The organism is Stenotrophomonas sp. STEN083, from assembly GCF_056759195.1.
The window spans coordinates 26,126-45,020 of record NZ_JBRRCU010000012.1 but is presented as its reverse complement, the minus strand read 5'-3'; the positions used below and the strand labels follow the sequence as shown (position 1 = coordinate 45,020).

The 18,895-nt window shown below is 63.0% G+C and carries 20 protein-coding genes and 3 tRNA genes; 8 read left to right on the top strand and 15 right to left on the bottom strand.

The features are described 5' to 3' along the window. Positions 1 to 15: 15 nt before the first annotated feature. Positions 16 to 1,836, top strand: a complete 1,821-nt coding sequence (locus ACVOK8_RS06035) for an EAL domain-containing protein (RefSeq protein ID WP_481566033.1) — start codon at positions 16 to 18, stop codon at positions 1,834 to 1,836. Beyond that, positions 1,833 to 4,256, top strand: a complete 2,424-nt coding sequence (locus ACVOK8_RS06030; protein ID WP_481566032.1) for an ATP-binding protein — start codon at positions 1,833 to 1,835, stop codon at positions 4,254 to 4,256. The genes ACVOK8_RS06035 and ACVOK8_RS06030 overlap by 4 nt, the downstream gene beginning before the upstream one ends. Positions 4,257 to 4,272: 16 nt before the next feature. Here ACVOK8_RS06030 and bfr read toward each other — a convergent pair whose 3' ends face one another. The 3 genes from bfr to ACVOK8_RS06015 all read right to left on the bottom strand — a co-directional run bounded on the left by bfr (position 4,273) and on the right by ACVOK8_RS06015 (position 5,749). Beyond that, positions 4,273 to 4,743, bottom strand: a complete 471-nt coding sequence (gene bfr, locus ACVOK8_RS06025; protein WP_481566031.1) for a bacterioferritin — start codon at positions 4,741 to 4,743, stop codon at positions 4,273 to 4,275. 113 nt (positions 4,744 to 4,856) lie between these two features. Continuing rightward, complete coding sequence (locus ACVOK8_RS06020) at positions 4,857 to 5,057, bottom strand: (2Fe-2S)-binding protein (protein WP_296249808.1); 201 nt, start codon at positions 5,055 to 5,057, stop codon at positions 4,857 to 4,859. An 80-nt stretch (positions 5,058 to 5,137) separates the two neighbouring features. After that, positions 5,138 to 5,749 carry an RNA pyrophosphohydrolase gene (locus ACVOK8_RS06015; protein WP_481512344.1) on the bottom strand — a complete coding sequence of 204 codons (612 nt, stop codon included), beginning with the start codon at positions 5,747 to 5,749 and terminating at the stop codon, positions 5,138 to 5,140. 118 nt (positions 5,750 to 5,867) lie between these two features. On the opposite strand from ACVOK8_RS06015, the gene ACVOK8_RS06010 reads away from it, so the two are divergent. The 3 genes from ACVOK8_RS06010 to ACVOK8_RS06000 all read left to right on the top strand — a co-directional run bounded on the left by ACVOK8_RS06010 (position 5,868) and on the right by ACVOK8_RS06000 (position 6,222). Next, a tRNA-Met gene (locus tag ACVOK8_RS06010) sits at positions 5,868 to 5,944 on the top strand. A gap of 26 nt (positions 5,945 to 5,970) precedes the next feature. Beyond that, positions 5,971 to 6,045 (top strand) — tRNA-Gln (locus ACVOK8_RS06005). Positions 6,046 to 6,147: 102 nt separating this feature from the next. After that, positions 6,148 to 6,222, top strand: a tRNA-Gln gene (locus tag ACVOK8_RS06000). A gap of 417 nt (positions 6,223 to 6,639) precedes the next feature. On the opposite strand, the gene rpsI is transcribed toward ACVOK8_RS06000, so the two are convergent. Beyond that, complete coding sequence (rpsI, locus tag ACVOK8_RS05995; protein ID WP_057626426.1) at positions 6,640 to 7,032, bottom strand: 30S ribosomal protein S9; 393 nt, start codon at positions 7,030 to 7,032, stop codon at positions 6,640 to 6,642. Positions 7,033 to 7,034: 2 nt separating this feature from the next. Beyond that, the gene (rplM, locus tag ACVOK8_RS05990) at positions 7,035 to 7,463 is read right to left on the bottom strand and encodes a 50S ribosomal protein L13 (RefSeq protein ID WP_481516541.1); all 429 of its coding nucleotides are present in this window, start codon (positions 7,461 to 7,463) and stop codon (positions 7,035 to 7,037) included. Positions 7,464 to 7,669: 206 nt separating this feature from the next. On the opposite strand from rplM, the gene coq7 reads away from it, so the two are divergent. Beyond that, positions 7,670 to 8,314, top strand: a complete 645-nt coding sequence (gene coq7 / locus ACVOK8_RS05985; protein ID WP_481566030.1) for a 2-polyprenyl-3-methyl-6-methoxy-1,4-benzoquinone monooxygenase — start codon at positions 7,670 to 7,672, stop codon at positions 8,312 to 8,314. 74 nt (positions 8,315 to 8,388) lie between these two features. Here the strand turns inward: coq7 and ACVOK8_RS05980 are convergent, their stop codons facing one another. Together ACVOK8_RS05980 and speD are read right to left on the bottom strand one after the other, a co-directional pair. Beyond that, a complete protein-coding gene (locus tag ACVOK8_RS05980; RefSeq protein ID WP_481537607.1) occupies positions 8,389 to 8,703 on the bottom strand; it encodes a DMT family transporter in 315 nt (104 codons plus the stop codon). A 142-nt stretch (positions 8,704 to 8,845) separates the two neighbouring features. Further along, the gene (gene speD, locus ACVOK8_RS05975; RefSeq protein ID WP_481514339.1) at positions 8,846 to 9,640 is read right to left on the bottom strand and encodes an adenosylmethionine decarboxylase; all 795 of its coding nucleotides are present in this window, start codon (positions 9,638 to 9,640) and stop codon (positions 8,846 to 8,848) included. A gap of 150 nt (positions 9,641 to 9,790) precedes the next feature. On the opposite strand from speD, the gene crp reads away from it, so the two are divergent. Continuing rightward, on the top strand, positions 9,791 to 10,480 hold the full coding sequence (crp, locus tag ACVOK8_RS05970) for a cAMP-activated global transcriptional regulator CRP (RefSeq protein ID WP_481514338.1): 690 nt from the start codon (positions 9,791 to 9,793) through the stop codon (positions 10,478 to 10,480). Positions 10,481 to 11,003: 523 nt separating this feature from the next. After that, positions 11,004 to 11,765 (top strand): sulfite exporter TauE/SafE family protein, encoded by a 762-nt coding sequence (locus ACVOK8_RS05965; RefSeq protein ID WP_481566029.1) that lies wholly within the window; start codon positions 11,004 to 11,006, stop codon positions 11,763 to 11,765. 265 nt (positions 11,766 to 12,030) lie between these two features. Here the strand turns inward: ACVOK8_RS05965 and ACVOK8_RS05960 are convergent, their stop codons facing one another. The 8 genes from ACVOK8_RS05960 to trpE form a co-directional block, all read right to left on the bottom strand. After that, the gene (locus tag ACVOK8_RS05960; RefSeq protein ID WP_481566028.1) at positions 12,031 to 12,753 is read right to left on the bottom strand and encodes a haloacid dehalogenase-like hydrolase; all 723 of its coding nucleotides are present in this window, start codon (positions 12,751 to 12,753) and stop codon (positions 12,031 to 12,033) included. Next, entirely contained in the window at positions 12,750 to 13,544 is a 795-nt protein-coding gene (trpC, locus tag ACVOK8_RS05955; protein ID WP_481566027.1) for an indole-3-glycerol phosphate synthase TrpC, read from the bottom strand. Before trpC ends, ACVOK8_RS05960 begins: the two co-directional genes overlap by 4 nt. A gap of 52 nt (positions 13,545 to 13,596) precedes the next feature. After that, positions 13,597 to 14,634, bottom strand: a complete 1,038-nt coding sequence (trpD, locus tag ACVOK8_RS05950) for an anthranilate phosphoribosyltransferase (protein ID WP_481566026.1) — start codon at positions 14,632 to 14,634, stop codon at positions 13,597 to 13,599. Between the two features lie 13 nt (positions 14,635 to 14,647). Next, positions 14,648 to 15,160 carry a DUF1543 domain-containing protein gene (locus ACVOK8_RS05945; protein WP_481566025.1) on the bottom strand — a complete coding sequence of 171 codons (513 nt, stop codon included), beginning with the start codon at positions 15,158 to 15,160 and terminating at the stop codon, positions 14,648 to 14,650. After that, positions 15,157 to 15,807: a LysE family translocator gene (locus tag ACVOK8_RS05940; RefSeq protein WP_313170884.1), complete on the bottom strand. Its 651-nt coding sequence runs from the start codon at positions 15,805 to 15,807 to the stop codon at positions 15,157 to 15,159. Before ACVOK8_RS05940 ends, ACVOK8_RS05945 begins: the two co-directional genes overlap by 4 nt. Further along, complete coding sequence (locus ACVOK8_RS05935; RefSeq protein ID WP_481566024.1) at positions 15,801 to 16,385, bottom strand: anthranilate synthase component II; 585 nt, start codon at positions 16,383 to 16,385, stop codon at positions 15,801 to 15,803. Before ACVOK8_RS05935 ends, ACVOK8_RS05940 begins: the two co-directional genes overlap by 7 nt. Positions 16,386 to 16,388: 3 nt before the next feature. After that, entirely contained in the window at positions 16,389 to 17,150 is a 762-nt protein-coding gene (locus tag ACVOK8_RS05930; protein ID WP_481566023.1) for an SIMPL domain-containing protein, read from the bottom strand. Positions 17,151 to 17,248: 98 nt separating this feature from the next. Next, positions 17,249 to 18,739, bottom strand: a complete 1,491-nt coding sequence (trpE, locus tag ACVOK8_RS05925; RefSeq protein WP_481566022.1) for an anthranilate synthase component I — start codon at positions 18,737 to 18,739, stop codon at positions 17,249 to 17,251. Between the last annotated feature and the right edge of the window lie 156 nt (positions 18,740 to 18,895).

Here is an 18,895-nt window from a genome sequence, read left to right as displayed (position 1 = left end):
ACATACTCTCCATCGATGGCCAGCAACGACACTCTTACCACCGTTAACCGCCCGCTACGCGCGGAAACCCCACCAGCCGACTACTGGCAGCGCTGGAGCGTGCGCAATGCGCCGCCCACCGAAGCCGTACAAGCACAGCTCAAACCCAGCGCCGACGCAGCTACGAGCGCCATGGCCAGCGATGTCGGCGATGACACGCCCTACCGCGTGCTGATCGTCGAAGACAACCGCTCGCAGGCCCTGTTTGCACAAAGCGTGCTGCACGGCGCCGGCATGCAGGCCTTCGTGCAGATGGAAGTGGAAGGTGTGCAGCAGGCCATCAGTGAACATCGCCCGGACCTGATCCTGATGGATCTGCACATGCCCGGGCTCGACGGCATGCGTCTGACTGCGATGATCCGCCAGCAGCCACACCAGCAGCTGCTGCCGATTGTATTCCTGACCGGCGAAGCCGACCCTGACCGCCAGTTCGAAGTACTCGACTGCGGCGCCGACGATGTGCTGGTCAAACCGATCCGGCCGCGCCACTTGGTCGCCGCCGTCGCCAACCGCATCCGCCGCAACCGCATGCAGGCACCAGGCAAGGCCGACGCCGGCCCGCTGATGAACAACCCCGAGACCGGCCTGCCGACCCGCCACAATGTGATGCAGCAGCTGCAAACCGCCATCGCCGAGCAGCAAACGGCTGGCCTGATGTTCATCGAGATCGCCAGCGCGCTGGGCCTGCGCGAGCGCTATGGCTATGCCAGCTACGAGCGCTTGATGGTGCAGGCCGGGCAACGTCTGGCCGAGAACCTGCGCCCGCATCAACTGGCGCGTCTCAATGACAACAGCTTCCTGCTGCTTACCCGCGGCATCGAGGAAGCGGCTGTACCGGCGTTGGCGCAACAGGTCCGCGATGGGCTGTCCGCGCAGCCCTTTGCACCACGCGAGGACGAATCGGTGTTCCTGCGCTGCGTGGTCGGCCACGCCAACCTGTCGCAGGATCTGCACGATGCCGACGCCGCGCTCGAAGCGGTCGAGCGCACTGCCCTGCAGGCGCGCCTGAGCAGCACCGGCATTGCTGCCTACGAGAGCAACGACGTCACCATCAACAACGAACACCTGGCCCTGCTGGATGGCCAGATCGAACTGGCGTATCAGCCGATCGTCGCAGTCGCTGGCGGCGACACCGCGCAGTACCAGTTGCTGCTGCGCCTACGCCAAAGCAATGGCACCCTGCTGTCCGCCGGCCAGGTGATTCCCGCGGCCGAAGCCGCCGGGCGCATCGCCGACCTTGACCAGCAGGTCGTCGAACACGCGCTGGGCCTGCTGCACCTGTACCAGTTCGCGCAGCCGCCGATGCGCTTGTTCGTCTCGCAATCGCTGCGCTCGCTGTCACGCAGCGCCTATGCCGAATGGCTGCTCAATGCGCTGCAGGAACGACAGGTAGCCGGCAATGGGCTGGTCATTGATGTACGCCTGTCCGACGCATTGGTGCATGCGGTAAGCCTGCAGCAGTTCTGCGCGCAGCTGATGCCGGCTGGCGTGCAGTTCTGCCTGAGCCAGTTCGAACCCGGCGACGAGGCCAATGCCTTGCTGAGCCAGCTACCGCTGAGCTTTGTACGCATGGCCGCACGCTACGCCGAAAGCCACACCAACCAGAAGCTGCGTGACGAACTGCGCGGCACCATCGACCTTGCCCACCGCGCCAACCTGCAGATCATCGGCCAGCAGATCGAAGATCCGCAGGCCGCTGCCGCGATGTGGATGGGCGGCATCGACTTCATCCAGGGCAACGTGGTGCAACGCGCTGGCAGCGAGCTCGACTTCGACTTCCAGAACGCGGTGCTGTGAGCGCGGCTGCATCGGGCGCTGCGCGCGGTTGGGCACTGCTGGCAGCAGGCTGCGCTGCTGCTGCGTGCGCGGCCAACTTCATTCCCGCTGTCCCTGCCGTCGCCGTCGCTGGCAGTGCTGGCGTCGCCGTGGTCGCCGCACTGCTGGCGGCGATTGGCGCCAGCCGCCAACAGCAACAGGCACATGCCCTGCAACTGCAGCTCGAAGAACGGGCGCTTGAAAACACCCGCCTGCAGGTTGCCGCACAGAGCCAAAGCACGCTGCAGGAAGCACTGCTGCAAGCCAAACAGGCCGCCGAAGCCGCCACCCTGGCCAAGGGCGAGTTCCTGGCCACGATGAGCCATGAAATCCGCACGCCCTTGAACGGCATCCTGCCAATGTTGGAACTGGTGGCACAAGGCACGCTGAGCCTGGACCAGCGCAACATGCTTGATACCGCCACCGACAGTTCACGACAGCTGTTCCGCATCGTCGATGACATCCTCGACTACTCCAAGCTGGAAGCGAACCGGCTGGAGCTGGAAATAACCACGTTCAACCTGCGCGAAACCCTGGACGGCATGTTGCGTCTGATGCAACGCGCGGCCGAGCACAAAGGTCTGCGCCTGTCGCTGCACATCGACCCAGCGGTGCGCCTGTCGGTACGCGGCGACCCGGTGCGCCTGCGGCAGATACTGGGCAACCTGCTGGTCAACGCGATCAAGTTCACCGAACTTGGCGAAATCAGCATCCATGTAAAGCGCCTGGGCGAAACCGCGGCGCAGCACCGCCTGCGCTTTGAAGTACGCGACACCGGCATCGGCGTGGATGCAAGCCAGCAACAGCGGCTGTTCAACGCATTCACCCAGGCCGACGCGTCCACCACCCGCCTGTACGGCGGTACCGGGCTGGGGCTGGCCATCTGCAAGCGCATCGTCGACCTGATGCAAGGCAGCATCGGCGTGCAGTCCGAGCCCCTGCGTGGCTCCACGTTCTGGTTCGAAATTCCGCTGTTGAAAGTCATCGGCGACCTCCATCAGCCCGATCACCTGCGCAAAGTGCGCCAGGTGCTGCTGGTCACCCCCGAGCAGCGCCTGCGTCAACGGCTGCAACTGATACTGCCGAACTGGGGCTACCAACCGGTTGTCGCCAACAACCTGCAAGAAGCATTGGAACGCCTGCGCATGCCCGCCGTGTCCGGCATCTTCCACGCCGTGATCGGCGACCTGGAACCCATGCGCAACAGCGCCCAGGCCCTGCAACGCGCCATCGAGCGCATGGATCAGAGCCGTCCACGCCTGCTGTGGTTGTACGGCGATGCCGCGATCGCCGACGGGCTGCGCGATGGTGCCACCTTGTTGCCGCGCCAACTCCCCGATACGCAGCTGCGCAATGCGCTGGCCGAACCGTTGCAGCTTGCTGCCAGCCCACCTCCCTCACTCCTGCCAAGCAACGCTTTTGCGGCTGCGATAACACCTGTTGCGGCTACGTCCACTTCGACAGCGGCAACAATTGCACCTGCAGGCTTCCCGGCAGGCGAACCAAGCAAGTTGGTGGCAGCGCCAACCGCGGTCACCAGCAACGCCAGCGCAGGCGCTGATCTGGCCGGCATGCTGGTGTTGTTGGTCGAGGACAATTCGGTCAACCTGATGGTCGCGCAGAAACTGCTGAAGGTCCTCGGTGCCAGCACCGAAGCCGCTGAGAACGGCGCCATCGCCCTCGACAAGATGCACGCCAAACGCTACGACGCAGTACTGATGGACTGTCAGATGCCGGTACTGGACGGCTTTGCTGCCACCGGCCGCTGGCGCGAGCACGAAGCCAGCAGCGGCGCCAGCCAGCGGCTGCCGATCATCGCCATGACTGCCAACGCCATGGCTGGCGACCGCCAGCGCTGCCTGGACAGCGGCATGGACGAATACCTGTCCAAACCCATCTCCCGCGCACAACTCCTGAACTGCCTGCTGGCCTTCAAACCAGCATCCACCGCAACTGCCGATCCGGTTACCAGCATGCCCAGCCCCGACCTCTCCGCCAACGCATTGGCCGCCGCCTCCACCGCCCATACCGATGGCATCACCGCCTCGATACTGGAGCGCAGCGTGCTGGATGAACTGTTCGAGATTGCCGGTGACGAGATCAACGCCATCATCGACGTGTTCCTGGACGAGACCCCGCAGCTGGTGCGGCATCTGCAGGAAGCAGCAGTAATGCCCGAGCTGAAGCGACTGGGTGAGCTGGCGCACAGCCTGAAGTCTTCAAGTGCCAATGTCGGCGTACTGGCCCTGTCCGAAGCGGCGCGCCGGCTTGAGCACGGCGCGCGCAGCGGTACGCTGGAGCGGCCCACCGTGATGGTGGCGCTGATCGTGGCGGAGTTTTCGCGCGCGCGCATTGCGCTGGCTGGCTATCAGGCCGAACAGCGCGCGCAAGCGCAGGAGTGATCCCGCTGCAGCGGGATCAGTCTTCCAGCTTGGTGAGCAGGTAGTTCGGCTCGCCTATACGCTCGATCAGATCAAGCTGGGTTTCCAGCCAGTCGATGTGCTCTTCCTCGGAATCGAGGATCTTCACGAACAGCTCGCGGCTGACGTAATCACTGATCGATTCGGAATAGGCGACTGCATCGCGCAGCACCAGCGCCGCCTCATTCTCCAGCGCCAGATCGCACTTGAGGATTTCGGTGGGGTTTTCGCCGATGCGCAGCTTGCCCAGCGCCTGGAAGTTGGGCAGACCTTCGAGAAACAGAATGCGATCAGAGAGCACGTCGGCGTGCTTCATCTCGTCGATCGATTCTTTGTATTCGTGTTCGGCCAGCTCGTTCAAGCCCCAGTTCTTCAGCATCTTGGCGTGCAGGAAGTACTGGTTGATGGCGGTCAACTCGTTGTAGAGGACCTTGTTGAGAAATTCGATGACCTTGGCGTCGCCTTTCATGGCGCTGACTCCGACTAGAGGAACGAGCGCACTTTACCGGTTGCCGGCAGACAATGAAGGAACGCGAATCGTGATCATTAGCCACCGCCATTGGCGGTGGCGGCGAAGCCTGTTCAGGCCGCCCGCAGCAACGGCAAGGGCAGCTCGCGGGTGGCACGCGCCTGCTCCAGCAGGCCGGCCGCCATGTCCAGGCAGGAACCGCAGTTGGAGCCGCAACCGGTACGCATGGTCAGCTCAGACACCGTGTCGCAGCCAGCAAGCGCGGCTTCACGGATCTGGTGATCGGTAACTCCATTGCAGATGCAAACGTACACGGCTTGACGCCCCTGAACCCGGCACGTATCGGCCGTGTCAGCATTCAATCGCAAATGCGAATGGTTGTCAATTTCGGACGTTAATCATTATTAATCTTCTTGCCGCGCCAAACCCCTGGACGCCGCGGGCGCTTGCGCGGCCGCTCATGGCCAGCGCTGCTACCCGGCATCCAGGCTTCCTGTGCCGACGCAGGCATCGCCTGCACACCCTGGCCTGCGATACCACGCGCCAGCGGCGCGAGATGGCGCAACGCTCGCGCGTAAACCCCACGCTTGAAGATGACCACGTGCTCCACCGGATACCAGAAGTCGACCCAACGCCAGTGATCGAATTCCGGCGTATCGGTTTCATCCAGCCGCACATGCGCCTCGTCGCCGGTCAGGCGCAGCAGGAACCAGACCTGCTTCTGACCGATGCAGACCTGCTTCTCGGTGTGACGTATGGCCCGCGGAGGCAGCCGGTAGCGAAGCCAACCGGGGGTCGCCCCCAGGACTTCAACGTGTTCAGGCAGCAGGCCGGTTTCTTCCTGCAATTCGCGATACATGGCCTCAACCGGGGTTTCATCGGTATTCATGCCGCCTTGCGGGAACTGCCAGCCATCCCGGCGCACGCGTCGTGCCCAGAAAACCTGCCCGTCTTCCCGCATCAGCACTATGCCGACGTTCGGTCGATAGCCGTCCGGATCGATCACGATGCGGACTCCTAAAATTTCTACTGCCGGGGACTCTGCCATGGCTGCTGTCATGCCACAAGCATAGAAAAACCTGTTGACAAAACCTCACGACACCACCAGAATTACCGGCTCCCAAGGCTATGTAGCTCAGCCGGTTAGAGCACAGCACTCATAATGCTGGGGTCGGTGGTTCGAGTCCACCTATAGCCACCATGGGACGCAGGTTAGACCTGCACTACAGCCCCGTCGCCAAGCGGTAAGGCATCTGACTCTGACTCAGACATTCGGAGGTTCGAATCCTTCCGGGGCTGCCAAACATAAAAGGCCTGATCGAAAGATCAGGCTTTTTTTCTATTCCAGATCATCGCACCCAGACCACCCAACAGGCCGGGTATGCGATAATCGTCACGCACAATAGCCCCGTCGCCAAGCGGTAAGGCATCTGACTCTGACTCAGACATTCGGAGGTTCGAATCCTTCCGGGGCTGCCATTCATGAAAAGGCCAGATCGAAAGATCTGGTCTTTTTTTGTGGCTGAAGCCCCTAGATTGAGGATTGGAGGATTGGCAGGAGCAAAAGCTCAAGAGCCAAAGCACCCCTCCCCAACCCTCCCCTGCGCTGCGCGCAAGGGAGGGAGCGAGTGCGGCACTTCCCCCGCGCTGGATATGCATCGGAAGCGCCCCCTCCCTTGCGCATAGCGCAGGGGAGGGCTGGGGAGGGGTGCCCCAGCTCTGGCTCTGGCCCTAGCCCTAGCCCTGGCTCTGGCCCTGGCTTTGGCCCAGGCCCTGGCGAATCCCCCCCCCCTCCCAACTTCAACCCCATTCCCAACCCCAGAAACGACAAAAGCCCGGCCGAAGCCGGGCTTTTGCTTTCCCAGTGGGATTCCGAAGAACCCCACCCCGAAGCGATTAACGCTTGGAGAACTGGGTGGCGCGACGTGCCTTGTGCAGGCCGACCTTCTTACGCTCGACTTCACGGGCGTCACGGGTCATGAAGCCAGCCTTGCGCAGCTCGGACTTCAGGGTTTCGTCGTACTCGACCAGCGCACGGGCGATGCCCAGACGGATCGCACCGGCCTGGCCGGTGGTGCCGCCGCCGGCAGCAGTGACAAGAATGTCAAAGCTTTCGGTGTTCTGGGTCAGTTCCAGCGGCTGACGCACGATCATGCGTGCAGTCTCACGGCCAAAGAACTCGTCCAGCGGACGGCCATTGACGGTGATGTTGCCAGTGCCCTTGCGCAGGAACACGCGAGCGGTGGAGGACTTGCGGCGGCCAGTGCCGTAGTTTTGAGTGATAGCCATGATTAGATATCCAGAACCTGCGGCTGCTGTGCTGCGTGCGGATGCTCAGTGCCTGCATAGACCTTGAGCTTGCGGTACATCTGACGACCCAGCGGGCCCTTCGGCAGCATGCCCTTCACAGCGGTCTCGATGACGCGCTCCGGGTGACGCTCAAGCGCCTGCTCCAGGGACTCGGTCTTCAGGTTACCGATGTAACCGGTGAAGCGATGGTACTTCTTGTCCTTCAGCTTCTTGCCGGTGACAGTGATCTTGTCGGCATTGATGACGACCAGGTAATCACCGGTGTCAACGTGCGGGGTGTAAACCGGCTTGTGCTTGCCACGCAGGCGGCGAGCCAGCTCGGTGGAGAGACGGCCCAGCGTCTTGCCGGCGGCGTCAACGAGGTACCAGTCGCGCTGGACGGTCTCGTTCTTTGCAGTGAAAGTGCTCATAAAGAACTCAGGTAGGTCGGGCTGATTGCGGCGAGATGAACCACCGGAACTTTGCCACGCGTTGTGAAGGTGAAACAGAAGAGGCGGGATTGTACTGGCCACACGCCCCCGGCGCAACTCAGCGCCTGAACGGGCACCTCTTCCCGGCCTTGGCAGGCTGCGGGCCAGCGGCGAGAATCGGGCATACCCCACTGCACTGCCCCACCATGATCACCGCTCGCGTACATACGCCGCTGGACCACCTGCTGACCGAAGCACAACGCGCCCTGGACACGGTGTTCGGCAACCCACCGGCTGCCCGCCCCAACCCGGCCGGCGACACCCCGGAGGTAGTACTGCAACCAGCCGAGGCCCGCCACGCGGCTGGCCTGATGCGCATCAACCACGTCGGCGAGGTCTGCGCGCAAGGACTGTATTTCGGCCAGGCAGCGGTCGCCCGCGACCCGGCCACGCGCGCACACCTGCTGGAAGCGGCGCAGGAAGAGACCGACCACCTGAGCTGGTGCGCCGATCGCCTGCGCGAACTGGACAGCCGCCCCAGCCTGTTCAACCCGCTCTGGTACGCGGGCAGCTACACCATCGGCACCCTGGCCGGCCTGCGCGGTGACGGCTGGAACCTGGGCTTCGTGGTGGAAACCGAGCGCCAGGTGGAGGCCCACCTGGATGAGCACCTGCAGACCCTGCCGCCGGCCGATCAGCGCAGCCGCGAGATCCTCAAGGTGATGAAGATCGACGAAGCTCGCCACGCCGAGCACGCCGAACATGCAGGCGCGCGCAAGCTGCCGTTCCCGATCCCGTCGGTAATGGCACTGGCCTCCAAGGCAATGAAGGCAGTGGCCTACCGGATGTAGTGCCGAGCCATGCTCGGCTGGGGCCTTACCGGTAGAGCCCCTGCCGAGCAAGGCTCGGCACTACCTTGGCTACCTCAGCTGACCAGCTTCAGGCCGATCACGCCAGCCACGATCAGGCCAATACACAGCAGGCGCGGCCAGCTGGCGCTGTCGCCGAACAGGATCACCCCGGCAATCGCCACGCCCACGGCGCCAATGCCGGTCCAGATCGCATAACCGGTACCAACCGGGATGGTGCGCAGCGCCTGGGTCAGCAGCCACAGGCTGATGGCAGCAAATACCACGGTGAACAGGCTTGGCCAGAGCCGGGTAAAGCCTTCGCTGGACTTCAGGCCCAGTGCAAATCCAATCTCGAACAGGCCCGCAAGCAGCAGGTAGATCCAGGGCATCGCCAACTTCCTTTACAAAAAAAGACGGCGCCCCAGTGAGTTCACACCGAGCCGCCGTCGACAAACGTCTGCATCACTGCAGGGCGGGCCGTCCCGCCTGTTTTTGCGCAAAACCGGCATACCGGCCCTGCGCAGGTAGTGCTTATTCGGCCAGATTGCGACCGTGGAACAGCTCTTCGATCTCGCGGCGCAGCAGCGCTTCGATCTTCATGCGTTCCTTGAACGACAGGTTCTTGGCTTTCTCTTCGAACAGATACTTGTCCAAGTCAAAGTCCTGCAGGTGCATCTTCGTGTGGAAGATGTTTTCCTGATAGACATTGACGTCGAACATCTCGTAACGCGACTTGATGTTCTTGGCCAGGAAGTTCTGGATCGAGTTGATCTTGTGGTCGATGTAGTGCTTCTTGCCCTTGATGTCACGGGTGAAGCCACGCACGCGGTAGTCCATGATCACGATGTCTGATTCCAGACTCTCGATCAGGTAGTTCAGCGCCTTCAACGGCGAAATCACGCCGCAGGTTGCCACGTCGATATCGGCGCGGAAGGTTGCAATACCTTCCTGCGGGTGCGTTTCTGGATAGGTGTGCACAGTGATGTGCGACTTGTCCATGTGCGCGACCACGGCATCAGAGATCAACTCCTTGCCGGCCTGCTTCTTGTCGATCACCGGTTCCTCGGAAATGAGAATTGTGACCGAGGCACCCTGAGGGTCGTAATCCTGACGTGCAATGTTCAGGATGTTCGCACCGATGATTTCAGCCACATCGGTGAGGATCTGCGTGAGTCGATCGGCGTTGTATTCCTCGTCGATGTACTCGATATAACGCTGGCGCTCCTCTTCGGTACGCGCATAGCAGACGTCATAAATGTTGAAGCTCAAGGCCTTGGTGAGGTTGTTGAATCCTTGCAACCTCAGGCGAGGCAACGGCTTGACCACGGCGGTCGATCCTGTAGATGGTGGGAAAGGCGGAAGTATGGGGCAAAGTGGGTCGCTGTGATACTTGAACCTTTATGCCCGTTTGCCCCTTATGCTCAGCGTCGTTAAGCTTGCCCATTAAGCAAGTTCATCCAAACTGTGAACGCCATCATGAGCCCAGGTAACGCCACCACCGCGTCAAACGTGCGTCTTGCCTCCAGCCCGCTGGCGCTGGACATTGCCACCATCGACCGCTTTCTGGCCCATAGCCACCGCCGTCGCTACCCGGCGCGGACCGATGTGTTCCGCCCGGGTGACCCTGCCGGGACCATGTATTACGTGATCAGCGGCTCGGTCAGCATCATTGCCGAGGAAGACGATGACCGTGAACTGGTGCTGGGCTACTTCGGTGCCGGCGAGTTTGTCGGCGAAATGGGCCTGTTCATTGAGTCGGACAAGCGCGAAGTCATCCTGCGCACCCGCACCCCCTGCGAGCTGGCCGAGATCAGCTACGAGCGCCTGCACCAGCTGTTCCTGGGCCCGCTGTCAGTAGACGCGCCCAAGCTGCTGTACGCCATTGGCTCGCAGATCTCCCGGCGCCTGCTGCATACCAGCCGCAAAGCCAGCCGCCTGGCCTTCCTGGACGTAACCGACCGCATCATCCGCACCTTGCACGATCTGTCCAAGGAGCCGGAGTCGATGAGCCACCCCCAAGGCACCCAGCTGCGCGTTTCCCGTCAGGAAATCGCCCGACTGGTGGGCTGCTCACGTGAAATGGCTGGCCGCGTGCTGAAGAAGCTGCAGGTCGATGGTCTGCTGCATGCACGCGGCAAGACCGTGGTCCTTTACGGAACGCGGTAGCACCCGCGCTGATACGTATTCACGTATCAACCCCATGGTTTGCGGAACCATGGGCCCCGGCTCATCAGCTCCCAATTCCCCGCGCCTGTCGGCGCGCCCCCTTTACTAAAGGGGGCTATCTGGGCTGATTTACCTCGGGAAAGCCCTTTGCCTGCACCCTGGCAGCTCGGGAAGGCGGTGCGCCCGGGGCTCTTCGCGCGTTAGTGGCTACGCCTCAGGCGCCCGCCTATCGCTGCGATCTGTGTCGACTTCCGGGGGGCACTGCGCGTGCCGGGCGGCGGCATTGAAGTGTGATGTCTGTCGGCGTCAAAAATCTCATTTGCCATTGCGAACCCTTGGGCTCCGCAGTGCTGGACGCCACAGCAAACCCTCTTTGCCAATACCGCGGCGAATGACCACTTCGCCGACATAGCCGCGAGTTAGCGACCATTCGGCACTGATATCAGTCAGAAATCGACCCGAGCCATTACTTGCGGATGTAGCTTTCCTTGACCTGCCCTGCCGTGGCCCGCAGGCTTGGGGAATGGAATTTGGCAATGAATTTTACTGGTTCATCCTGATCGGCCTCGGCGCACAGCTGGTGGACGGAGCGCTGGGCATGGCGTTCGGGCTGATTTCGTCCTCGGTGCTGCTGAGCATGGGGCTGCCGCCTGCCGCGGTCAGCGCCAGCATTCATACCGCCGAGGTGTTCACCACCGGCGCCTCCGGGGTCTCGCATCTGGTTGCGGGCAATGTGGACAAGCGACTGTTCTTTCGGCTGGCGATACCTGGCGCTGTCGGCGGGGCCATCGGCGCCTATGTGCTGACCCAACTGCCCGGCGATCTCGTACGCCCGTTCATTTACCTCTACCTGCTCGTGTTGGCGATCTTCATTCTGGCCCGTGCGGCCGGCAAGTTCATGGCCAAGCAGGAAGTGAAGCGGGTGCCGGTACTGGGCTTCTTCGCCGGCCTGCTGGACGCCACAGGTGGCGGCGGCTGGGGGCCGGTGGCCACGTCCACCCTGCTGGCCCGTGGCGGCCAGGCCCGCACCACCATCGGCTCGGTCAACGCGGCCGAGTTCGTCGTCACCTTGTCGATCTCGGCCACCTTCCTGCTGACAATGGGCCTGCAGCACCTGTCCATCGTCGCCGGCCTGCTGGTCGGCGGGATGATGGCCGCGCCGGTGGCGGCCCTGTTGGTGAAGCGGGTCAAGGAGCGCTGGGTGCTGATCGCCGTCGGCGTGCTGGTACTGTCGATCAGCCTGTTCCAGATTGGAATGGCGGTGGTGAAGCTGCGCGGGGCTTGAGGCGCGTGAGGCGAAGCTGCTCTTAATAGCCCCTCTCCCGTTTACGGGAGAGGGGTTGGGGTGAGGGGAGCTTTTGCCTTAAAGCCCTAAAAGCCCCCTCATCCGCCCTTCGGGCACCTTCTCCCGTAAACGGGAGAAGGGATGTCGGCTTCGGCAGGCCTTGCTGGTGCGTCAAAAGCCCCCTCATCCGCCCTTAGGGGTAACTTCTGCCGCAAGCGGGAGAAGGGATGTCGGCAACGGCTGGATCGTTGCCCTCCGCTTTGGATTACCTGGGCAGCGGCTTGCCGCCGCGCCCCGGGCAGCCCCAGTTGAGGATCGGGGTGCCGGCTGGCAATACCTTGCCGAAGTACTCCACCCGCGAATGCTTGGGGTTCACCACTACCGGCGCCTTGGCGGCCTTGAGCAGCGGCAGGTCGGCGGTGCTGTCGGAATAGGCAATGGCGATGTCGCCGTAGCCGCGCTCGCGCAGCATGCGCATCTTTTCTTCGTTGTGGCAGTGGCGGGTGGCACCCATCGCGCCCAGCCGAGGGCCAACCTCGCTGCCGATCACCGGCACGCCCTGCTCGGCCACGAAGGCGAGGATGGCTCGGGCCAACTCCGGCGGTGCGCCGGTGGCCACGATCACCCGGTCGCCGGCACGGCGGTGCGCGGCGAATACCTGCAGGGCATGCGGCAGCAGGTGCTGGCGGATCTCGTCCTCGTGCTTGAGCACGTACTGGTCGATCACCTTGTTGAACTCACGTGCCTGGTGCAGGCCGAAGGTGGCAATCCAGACATAGCCGGAAATGCCAAATCGGCGCGTCGGCAGCATCGCCACCAACGGCCCCAGCAGCGGCGTCGCCAGGATGGCCACCAGCAGCCGCAGGGGATTGCGCTTGATCAGCCAGGCGAACAGGTGGCTGCCGGAATCGCCGTCGTACAGGGTGTGATCGAAGTCGAAGACGACCAGTTGCGCGTCATCACGCGGGTTCGGGTAGGGATCAGTCATGCAGGGAAGAATAGCTGACGCAGGCCCTCGCCCGGCTCTTCGACGCGCATGAAGGTCTCACCAACCAGGAAGGCGTTGACCCCGGCGTCGCGCATCAGCTTGACGTCGGCCGGGCCCATGATGCCGCTCTCGGTGACCAGCAGACGGTCGCGCGGCACTGCATTGCGCATCTCCAACGTGGTGTCCAGCGAGACTTCGAAGGTGCGCAGGTTGCGGTTGTTGATGCCGACCAGCGGCACCGGCACCTGGATGGCGCGCTCCAGCTCGTCGATGTCGTGCACTTCTACCAACACGTCCATGCCCAGCCGCATCGCCAGGTCGGACAGCTCGGCCAGCTGGCGGTCGTCCAACGCCGAGACAATAAGCAGGATGCAGTCAGCGCCGAGCACGCGCGCCTCGTAGACCTGGTATGGGTCGATGACGAAGTCCTTGCGCAGCACCGGCAGCGTGCAGGCCTCGCGGGCCTGACGCAGGTACAGGTCGGCGCCCTGGAAGAAGTCCACATCGGTCAGCACCGACAGGCAGCTGGCGCCGCCCAGTTCATAGCTCACCGCGATATCAGCCGGATGGAAATCCGGGCGGATCACGCCCTTGGAGGGGCTGGCCTTCTTGACCTCGGCAATCACCGCCGGGTCGCCGTTGGCGATGGCCGCGTTCAGCGCATTGGCAAAGCCGCGCACCGGCGAGGCATCGGCCAGGCGCGCCTTCAACTCGGCCAGCGGCACGTTGACGCTGCGCTCGGCTACCTCCTGCACTTTGCGGGCGAGGATGGTGTTGAGGATGTCGCTCATGGATCTGCTTCCTGGAAGACGGGCGCTGCTGACGCGGGTGATTGGTGGATTATCAGGGATTGCCGGCCAAGGCGCGGCTGGTGGCAACGTACTGCTGCATGCGCGCGCGGGCGCTGCCATCGGCAATCACCGCGCGGGCGCGGGCCAGGCCATCGGCGATGCTGTCGGCGACGCCTGCCACATACAACGCGGCACCAGCGTTGAGCGCGACGATATCGTTGGCCGGGCCCGGCTGGTTGTCCAGCACCGCGCGCAGCATGGCGATGGATTCTTCCGGGTTTTCCACCTTGAGGTTGCGGCTGGCCGACATGGCGATGCCGAAGTCTTCCGGATGAATCTCATACTCGCGCACCTTGCCGTCGCGCAGCTCCCCAACCAGAGTGCCAGCGCCCAGCGAGATCTCGTCCATGTTGTCGCGGCCCCACACCACCAGCGCACGCTCGGCGCCGAGCTCGCGCAGCACGCGCGCCTGGATGCCGACCAGGTCGGGATGGAACACGCCCATCAGGATATTGGTAGCGCCGACCGGATTGGTCAGCGGGCCGAGAATGTTGAAGATGGTGCGCACGCCCATTTCGCGGCGCACCGGTGCGACCACCTTCATTGCCGGGTGGTGCATCGGCGCGAACATGAAGCCGATGCCGGTCTGCTCGATGGCTTGTGCAACCTGCTCGGGCTGCAGCTCGATCACCGCGCCCAGCGCTTCCACCGCATCGGCGCTGCCGGACTTGGACGACACGCTGCGGTTGCCGTGCTTGGCGACCTTGGCGCCGGCAGCAGCGACCACGAACATCGAACAGGTGGAGATGTTGAAGGTATGCGAACCATCGCCACCGGTGCCGACAATGTCGACCAGATGGGTCTTGTTGGCGACCTGCACCGGGTGCGCGAACTCGCGCATCACCGTGGCCGCGCCAGCAATCTCGCCGACGGTTTCCTTTTTAACGCGCAAGCCAGTGAGGATGGCCGAGGTCATGGTCGGCGAGATTTCGCCACGCATGATCTGCCGCATCAGATCGACCATCTCGTCGAAGAAGATCTCGCGGTGTTCGATGGTGCGTTGCAGGGCTTCCTGCGCGGTGATGGTCATGACAACTCCAGAATCAGGAAATAACGATGTAGTCGCTTTGGCTATGGATGCCGGCGTGTGCGCCACGTAGCAACTGCACGTGCAGGCCACCGATCGGGCCGACCGGCAGGCAGCTGTCCACTTCCAGCAACGCGTCGCGGTGCGGCTTGATCCACTGCGCTTCGGCCTGCGCCAGCGCCTTGCGCTTGGCTTCGACTGCATCGGCAGCGACCACCAGCAGATAACGATGTGCTTCGCCGAACTCGCCTTCGACGTAGCCGCCGAGGTTGACGAAGAACAAGGTCGGCGCGTCGGCCGCAGGCGCGTCATCGCAGATGCGCACCTGCCAGTCGTCGACGCCGTCGACCGTCATCCATGAATCCAGATGCAGGCCTGCAGCCTCGCCGAACCATTGCTGACGCAGTTGTGGGTAGGTCTGCTCGATGCTGGGGCCAACGGCGAACACCACGTCATGCACCTCGGTATTGGCGCGCGCATGGCGGCCACCGAGCATCACCACGAACAGGCGGAAATCTTCCAGGCTCACGGCGTCGGCCTCGCGGTCAGTGCCAGGCGCAGGCCGAAGCCGATGAACAGCACGCCGGCCAGCTTGTCCAGCCACTGCATGCCACGCGCAGCCCAACGGCTGCTGCGCACGCGGTCGGCCGCCAACACGTAAGCCGCATTGATCGGCAGCGCATTGACCATGAAGATCAGACCCAGCAGCGCGAACGCCAACGGCTTGTTCTGCACCGACGGGGCGATGAACTGCGGCAGGAAGGCCAGGAAGAACAGCACCACCTTCGGGTTCAGCACATTGGTCAGGAAGCCACCGGCGAATACCTGCCACCACGAGCCAGCACTGCCGCTGCTGGCGGCGATGTCCGCCTGCAAGGTCGACTCACCGGTGTTGCGTAGCAGACGCACGCCCACCCACAGCAGATAGGCCGCACCGATCCACTTGATCACGGTGAACAAGGTGGCCGAGGTCGCCAGCAGCACGCCCAGACCCAGCGAGGCCAGCGCGACGTGCACCAGACAACCGGCACTGATGCCAGCGATCGCAGCGAAACCGGCGCGACGACCACCGCGCAGCGAGCGGCTGATGATGTACAGCACATCCGGGCCCGGCGTCAGATTCAACAACCAGCCCGCGAGCATGAACAACAGCAGCTGGCTGGGCTCGATCAACATGTGCGATCCAGGAAGTTCTTCATCAGCGCGTGACCGTGCTGGGTGAGGATGGATTCGGGATGGAACTGCACGCCTTCGACCGGATACTCACGGTGGCGCAGGCCCATGATCTCTTCCATCGAACCGTCCGGATTCTCGGTCCAGGCGGTGATTTCCAGCACCGCCGGCAAGGTGCTCTTGTCCACCACCAGCGAGTGGTAGCGGGTTGCCTCGTAGCGGTCCGGCAGGCCGGCGAACACGCCCTTGCCTTCATGGCGGATCGGCGAGACCTTGCCGTGCATGATGTTGCTGGCGCGGATCACATCACCGCCATAGATCTGGCCGATGGCCTGATGGCCCAGGCACACACCGAACAGCGGAATGCTCGGGCCGAGCTCGCGGATCACCTCCAGCGACACACCGGCTTCGTTCGGCGTCTTCGGGCCGGGCGATACCACGATATGCGAAGGCTTGAGCGCAGCGATCTCGGCGACGCTCATCGCGTCATTGCGCACCACCTTCACTTCGGCACCCAGCATCTGCAGGTATTGCACGAGGTTGAAGGTGAAGCTGTCGTAGTTGTCGATCATCAACAGCATGATTCAGTTTCCATCGCTAATCAGGAATATGGCGTAGACGTTTTCGGTGTAGGTGATTGGACCAGCTATCAGCTGCTCACCGGGGGGGCGTATCGCATAACCCACACTGCGGCTACCGGTAACCTGTACCCGGTCCAGCGAATCGCTTTCCCTATGGAAGGTGTCCGCTCTGTTTGCATTCGACCAGCTGCCAGCCTGTACACCGTAGGCAAAGCTGGGGGCAACATCTGAAATCGTGTAAAGGCCGATGATCTTCGCCCCATAGGCATCAGCGAGCCCCTTTGCCGACGCGCGCGTCTGCGCAGCCGCTTCGGCCTTGAGTTCGGCCCGCAGCCTCGCTTCACCCGAATACATGGGCTTTGCGGTGCTCACCTGTACTTCGCTGCTGGCATTCAGCTCAGCAAGAAACGCCTGCAACTGCTCTGGCTTTTCGAAGGAACCTTCCAGATCACGGCTGACGGCGGTGCCCACAAACACTTCTTCATCATCCTTGTAACGCGTAGATGGCTCGATGCTCAGGTTATCCATGCGTACCGTCTCGGCAATGGCGCCGTGCTTGGCGAACAGCGCCATGATTCGCTCCGCATTTGCCTGGACCTTGCGCCGCGCGATATCGGTCTGCATATCCACCGACTCCAGCGCGATCTTCACCACGAATCGATCCGGCATCACCTTGCGGCTGGCATCACCCTTCACCAACAGATGCGGTTGTGACGGAATGGAGTTGGCCTGCGCCCACGCCTGCGGAACAGCGGCAATCAGCAACGATGACCACAGCAACATGCGGGGCAACTTCATGCGGCACTCCTTGTCATGGTGAGAGAAACATCTGCTTTCGATAAAACCAACGTGCGAAACGCGGCCTACAAACCCTTCGCCGCCTGAGCAACCGCACGGAACAGCGCGCGGCCCTTGTTCATGGTTTCCTGCCATTCGGCATCGGGATCGGAGTCGTAGACCACGCCGCCGCCGGCCTGCACGTACAGGTAACCGTCCTGGATCACCGCGGTGCGGATGGCGATGGCGGTATCGGCATCGCCGTTCCAGCCGATGTAACCGACTGCGCCGGAATAGACATTGCGCTTGACCGGTTCCAGCTCGCGGATGATCTCCAGCGCGCGGATCTTCGGTGCACCGCTGACGGTGCCAGCCGGGAAGGTCGCGCGCATCACATCGCTATAGCTCAGCCCAGCCTTCAAGGTGCCGGTGACTTCGCTGACGATATGCATGACGTGGCTGTAGCGCTCGATCACGAACTGCTCGCCGACCTTGACAGTGCCCGGTTCGGCGACGCGGCCGACATCGTTGCGGCCCAGATCAATCAGCATCACATGCTCGGCGCGCTCCTTGGGATCGGCCAGCAGCTCGACTTCCAGCGCCTTGTCCAGCTCCGGCGTAGCGCCGCGCGGACGGGTGCCGGCGATCGGACGCACGGTGACGATGCCATCGCGCAGGCGCGCCAGGATTTCCGGCGAGGAGCCGACCACCTGGGTGCCACCCACATCGATGAAATACATGTACGGCGACGGATTCAACGCGCGCAGCGCGCGGTACACATCGATCGGCCGCGCGCGGAACGGCACGCGCAGGCGCTGGCTCGGAACCACCTGGAAGATATCGCCAGCACGCACGTATTCCTGTGCCTTGCGTACCACTGCGTGGTATTCCTCGCGGGTGAACGAAGACTGGAAATCCTGTTCGTCGATGGCGTCGGACACCTGCGACTGCGGGTAACCGGCACCGCCCTGACGCAGGCGGTGTGCCAGCTCATCAAGGCGACGGTTTGCACGCGCCCAGGCCTGCGGCTGCGCCGGGTCGGCATGCACGATCAGGTACAGGCGGCCCTTGAGGTTGTCGAATACCGCCAGCTCTTCGGACAGCATCAACAGGATGTCGGGCGTACCGAGTTCGTCGGGCTTGTCGCCCGCGCCCAGATGCGGCTCGATGTACTGGATGCACTCAAAACCGAACCAGCCCACCAGCCCGCCGGTGAAGCCCGGCAGGCCTTCCAGCTGCGGTACCGAGTACTGCTTGCGCAGCACTTCGACCTCGGCCAGCGGATCGGCTACTTCACGGCGCTCGACCACTTCGCCCAGCTCGCTGACTTCAAGCGTGTGGCCACGGAAGCTGTAAATGCGGCGCGCGGGCATGCCGATGATGGAATAGCGCCCGAAGCGTTCGCCGCCTTCGACCGATTCAAACAGGTAGGTATACGGGCCGTCGGCGAGCTTCAGGTAAACCGAGAGCGGCGTGTCCAGGTCGGACAGCACTTCGCGGACGACGGGTACGAAATTATGCGGGTGTGCGCTATGGCCTTCAGCGGCCAGCTGCTGGAACTGCTCTTGCGTGATCAAGACGGCTTTCCTTCCGGGAATCGACGGTGGCGGTACGGACGACGGCAACGGGCCACCATCGCCACCAGCGGCGAGCGGAAGAAAGGGAACGCTTGGTCGTCAGAATGGGCACCGGGCAACTTTACCGCAAGAACGGCGCCCGGTGTGCATCCGCAA

Excerpts from the sequence above, each read along its gene's own strand:
- ACVOK8_RS06035 (WP_481566033.1), top strand. The coding sequence starts at position 16 with ATGGCCAGCAACGACACTCTTACCACCGTTAACCGCCCGCTACGCGCG.
- bfr (WP_481566031.1), bottom strand. The coding sequence starts at position 4,743 with ATGAAAGGCGACGCCAAGGTCATCGAATTTCTCAACAAGGTCCTCTAC.
- rpsI (WP_057626426.1), bottom strand. The coding sequence starts at position 7,032 with ATGGCTATCACTCAAAACTACGGCACTGGCCGCCGCAAGTCCTCCACC.
- rplM (WP_481516541.1), bottom strand. The coding sequence starts at position 7,463 with ATGAGCACTTTCACTGCAAAGAACGAGACCGTCCAGCGCGACTGGTAC.
- coq7 (WP_481566030.1), top strand. The coding sequence starts at position 7,670 with ATGATCACCGCTCGCGTACATACGCCGCTGGACCACCTGCTGACCGAA.
- ACVOK8_RS05980 (WP_481537607.1), bottom strand. The coding sequence starts at position 8,703 with ATGCCCTGGATCTACCTGCTGCTTGCGGGCCTGTTCGAGATTGGATTT.
- crp (WP_481514338.1), top strand. The coding sequence starts at position 9,791 with ATGAGCCCAGGTAACGCCACCACCGCGTCAAACGTGCGTCTTGCCTCC.
- ACVOK8_RS05965 (WP_481566029.1), top strand. The coding sequence starts at position 11,004 with ATGGAATTTGGCAATGAATTTTACTGGTTCATCCTGATCGGCCTCGGC.
- ACVOK8_RS05960 (WP_481566028.1), bottom strand. The coding sequence starts at position 12,753 with ATGACTGATCCCTACCCGAACCCGCGTGATGACGCGCAACTGGTCGTC.
- trpC (WP_481566027.1), bottom strand. The coding sequence starts at position 13,544 with ATGAGCGACATCCTCAACACCATCCTCGCCCGCAAAGTGCAGGAGGTA.
- trpD (WP_481566026.1), bottom strand. The coding sequence starts at position 14,634 with ATGACCATCACCGCGCAGGAAGCCCTGCAACGCACCATCGAACACCGC.
- ACVOK8_RS05940 (WP_313170884.1), bottom strand. The coding sequence starts at position 15,807 with ATGTTGATCGAGCCCAGCCAGCTGCTGTTGTTCATGCTCGCGGGCTGG.
- ACVOK8_RS05935 (WP_481566024.1), bottom strand. The coding sequence starts at position 16,385 with ATGCTGTTGATGATCGACAACTACGACAGCTTCACCTTCAACCTCGTG.